This is a genomic window from Microbacterium sp. (assembly GCF_052102115.1).
Classification (GTDB): Bacteria; Actinomycetota; Actinomycetes; order Actinomycetales; family Microbacteriaceae; genus Microbacterium.
Map to the genome: position 1 here is coordinate 1 of NZ_JBQDVP010000111.1, position 3,444 is coordinate 3,444.

Sequence of the window (3,444 nt, forward strand, 5' to 3'; positions counted from 1 at the left end):
GGCCGCCCGATGCGTCGGCCCTTCGCGGTCGCTACCGCTCGAGCGTGGGCGGCACGCTCCAGGGTGTATGTGCGTTCCATCTGTCCGAACAACGCCAGTAGCACTACCGATAGCTGCGCCATCGGATCATCCGGGTTCGACGAGTCCACTCTGATCGGGTCGGCGAGGTTGCGCACACCGATGTTGCGTTCGGAGAGGTCATGGATCAGATTCAGAGTATCGCGCACCGTTCGCCCAAGCCGATCGAGAGTGTGGACGACGATGACGTCACCGTCGCGGGCATATTCCATGACTGCACGCAGCCCGGGGCGGTCGACCGTGGACCCAGACTTCTTGTCCACATAGATCCGTTCGGACGCGATGCCGGTCTGGGTCAGAGCATCGATTTGTCGATCCAGGTCTTGTTTGACCGTCGAAACCCGCGCGTATCCCAATTCCATGCGCCTATCGTACCAATATTCGTGTCTGTACGGAATGGATGGGACGTTGATCTGGGCCCTACTTATGGGACGGACAATCAGGCTCTGGCCCGATCAATGAGGTTGCTCGTCTTCGGTGTCCCACTACCAAGGAACTGGGACGGTCGCTGCTGTACTGACCGGAGACGTTGATCGAGGATCGGCCGGTGACGCGAGATACTCGCTGCATGGGCGAGCCGCAGGTTGAAGAGGTCAGCGCAGACTTCGCGCGCCGATGGTGGAAGTCCCTGATGGCGAACGCGGTGGCGCTTGTGGAGGATGCCCACGCCCTGGCGGACCGGGGCAGTGCCGGCCGGGCTCAGGCGCTCCTGGTGCTCGCGATGGAGGAAGTGGCGAAGGCACGCTGGCTTTACGAGGCCGCCGAGTGGGAGTGGAGTGCACCTTTGAGCCTCTACGGGGTGCAGCCTCACGAACCTGGCCTGGTTCGGGTTCCGGACGGCCTACGCACCACCCGCGCACCACATGCAGAAAAGCTGCAGGTGGCGGAGCAGTTTGCGTCAGGTCTGGGTGGCTTCTGGGACCCAGACCGTCGGATCGAGTACTACCAGTTGCCGGACTTGGAGACGTTCCATGGGTTGGCGCGGCAGCGGAACCTCGACAAGCAGGCTGGCTTCTATGTCGACCGTGCAGCCGACCGGATCTCCTCGCCGCTGGACATACCCGCCGGGGGGATCGTGGAGCAGATTCGTCGAGCGGCCAAGGTAGTTCAGATGCATCTGATCCAGGACCACACCCGCCAACAAGACGCCTCCGTTCCTAGCCGGATCGACTCGGCGGAGGATCTCCACTGGACGATCCTTCCCTACTCGGACCCCGAGTTCTTCACCGAGGAGCCGCCCGGCGTGGGCGTCGAAGCCACCGAAGAGTAGCCAGCCGCTCTGAGTTTGGTGAGTGGCGGCTGGTTACCGCACGCGGTATGCGGTCGCACTTCGTTGTAGTGCCCCAGCCACGGCTCGAGCGCGTCGCGGCGTTCTTGCTCGCTGGTGTAGCAGCGGGCGTAGGCCCACCCGTCGGCCATCGTCCGGTGGAAGCGCTCCACCTTCCCATTGGTCTGCGGGCGGTACGGGCGGGTCCGTTTCGGCGTGATCGACAGGCCATGGCAGGTGTCGCGCCACAGGTGCGAGCGGTACGCCCCACCGTTGTCCGACAGCACCCGCTCGATGGTGACGCCATGGCCGGCGAACCACTGCACCGCCCGGCGAAGGACGGCGACGGCAGTGACGGCGGTCTCGTCGTCGTGGACCTCGGTGTATGCGACGCGGGAGTGGTCGTCGATGACGGTGTGGACGAACGCGTACCCGAGTTTCGGGCCGCCGTACTGGTTGCGCGGCTTGCCTGGCGTGGCGGCGCGGTTCTTCTCGCCTTGGCGGCGGCCGACGTACCGCCAACCGCCACCGTCAGGGATGTTCCCGACCTTCTTCACGTCCACGTGAACCAGCGACCCGGGGTGAGGGTGCTCGTACCGGCGGACGGGCTCGCCGGTGGCGCGGTCCACGCAGGACAACCGGTTCAGGCGCGCCGTGGTGAGGATGCGATGCACGGTGGACGGTGCGATGTCGAGTCGGGAAGCGAGCTGAACGGGCCCTTCCCGCAGTCGCATTCGAAGGCTCACGCAGCGCTTCGTCACCGACTTCGGGGTCTTGTTCGGCGAAGTCCTCGGGCGCGACGACCGGTCCTGCATGGACTCGCCGACCAGGTAGCGGTCGACCCATCGCTTCACGGTCGGCCATGACACTTGGAACCGCGCGGCGACTTAACTGATCGGCCAGCCGTCGTCGACGACGAGACGGGCGACCTTGAGTCGGTGTCGGGGCGTGAGAGCGGCGTTGGCGTGATGTCCTCGTGTCATGAAGCCAGAGCCACGAAGAGTGTCGCCGCGATGAAGACGCACTGCATCGCCGTTCGCTGCGGCAGGGGCGTGTTGGGTGAGTGCTCAGACCTACGGGCTTGTGACGCGTAGACATTCGCGGGGAACATCACGAACAGCAGCACGGCCAGACTGAGCGCTGCTGCCACGCGCAGCTGTCCCGCCTCGGGAGGAACGAGAAGGGCGACGGCACCCAGCAGCTCGAGCACGCCGGTGAGTGCGACCAGCGCGGCGGGATGCTTGAGAGCCGGTGGGACGATGGCGATGAGCCCTGCCCGCCGTGCAGGGAAGAAGTGGCTGGCGCCGGTCACGATGAACATGGCAGCCAGCCCCACAGCCGTGGCGGCGGGCCAGGAGGCGACGTAGCCGACGCCCAGCGCCCCCACCGCTCGGGCAAGAGTTGTGAAGACGAGTAGGACGATCAAAGGTGCCATGGGAACTCCCTATCTAGACAATGACTAGATCAGGCTAGCCTTTGATCTGGTCGATGCCTAGATCGAACTCATAGGGTGTGGTCATGAGCGACGGATATCACCACGGCGACCTAAGACGAGCACTCCTCGACGAGTCGGCGCAGATGATCGACGAGGTTGGACCCAGTTCACTGTCGCTGCGCGAGCTTGCCCGTCGGGCCGGGGTCTCGCATGGCGCACCCGCGCATCATTTCGGCGATCGACGAGGGCTGCTCACGGCGCTAGCCGCGCAAGGTCTGCGCCTGCTTGCCGCCGATGTGGCCGCAGCCACGGCTGGTGGCTTCGACGAGGCAGCAGTCGCGTACGTCAGGTTCGCACGTGAGCACCCTGGCCACTACGCCGTGATGCACAGGCCGGAGCTGCTCCACGCCGATGACGGTGAGTTGAGTGCAGCCCGGGCATCCTCGATGGAGGCGCTTATGGCAGGCGTCGAATCAATACCCGCAGAACGCAGGGCACACCTGACAACCTCGGAAGCAGCGCACGTGGCCTGGTCCCTGGTTCACGGGCTTGCATCCCTTGCAGCCGAAGGCGCTACCCCCGATCTTCAAACAGACGATCTCGCCCGCCGCGCCGCTCGGCAACTCTTCGCGTAAGTCTTCGATCAACGTCCCCGGTTAGTACA

4 protein-coding genes and 1 pseudogene are annotated in these 3,444 nt (G+C 65.0%); 2 read left to right on the forward strand and 3 right to left on the reverse strand.

Going from position 1 to position 3,444, the window contains the following annotated elements; all coding sequences use genetic code 11:
* On the reverse strand, positions 1–440 hold a 440-nt coding region (locus ACTICP_RS16110; protein ID WP_441894090.1), incomplete at its 3' end, for a recombinase family protein.
* Between the two features lie 206 nt (positions 441–646).
* Here ACTICP_RS16110 and ACTICP_RS16115 point away from each other — a divergent pair.
* Positions 647–1,348 carry an AbiV family abortive infection protein gene (locus tag ACTICP_RS16115; protein ID WP_040364787.1) on the forward strand — a complete coding sequence of 234 codons (702 nt, stop codon included), beginning with the start codon at positions 647–649 and terminating at the stop codon, positions 1,346–1,348.
* On the opposite strand, the pseudogene ACTICP_RS16120 reads toward ACTICP_RS16115, so the two are convergent.
* Together ACTICP_RS16120 and ACTICP_RS16125 are read right to left on the reverse strand one after the other, a co-directional pair.
* Positions 1,282–2,328: pseudogene (locus tag ACTICP_RS16120) on the reverse strand (IS481-like element ISKrh1 family transposase). The gene ACTICP_RS16115 and the pseudogene ACTICP_RS16120 overlap by 67 nt on opposite strands.
* Positions 2,325–2,780 (reverse strand): DoxX family protein, encoded by a 456-nt coding sequence (locus ACTICP_RS16125; protein WP_026077386.1) that lies wholly within the window; start codon positions 2,778–2,780, stop codon positions 2,325–2,327. The pseudogene ACTICP_RS16120 and the gene ACTICP_RS16125 overlap by 4 nt, the downstream one beginning before the upstream one ends.
* A gap of 83 nt (positions 2,781–2,863) precedes the next feature.
* Here ACTICP_RS16125 and ACTICP_RS16130 point away from each other — a divergent pair, with 83 nt between their 5' ends.
* Positions 2,864–3,415 carry a TetR/AcrR family transcriptional regulator gene (locus ACTICP_RS16130; protein ID WP_012397337.1) on the forward strand — a complete coding sequence of 184 codons (552 nt, stop codon included), beginning with the start codon at positions 2,864–2,866 and terminating at the stop codon, positions 3,413–3,415.
* The last annotated feature ends 29 nt before the right edge of the window (positions 3,416–3,444 follow it).

Bases quoted from the DNA above. Each gene is read 5' to 3' on its own strand.
- ACTICP_RS16115 (WP_040364787.1), top strand. From the start codon at position 647: ATGGGCGAGCCGCAGGTTGAAGAGGTCAGCGCAGACTTCGCGCGCCGA.
- ACTICP_RS16125 (WP_026077386.1), bottom strand. From the start codon at position 2,780: ATGGCACCTTTGATCGTCCTACTCGTCTTCACAACTCTTGCCCGAGCG.
- ACTICP_RS16130 (WP_012397337.1), top strand. From the start codon at position 2,864: ATGAGCGACGGATATCACCACGGCGACCTAAGACGAGCACTCCTCGAC.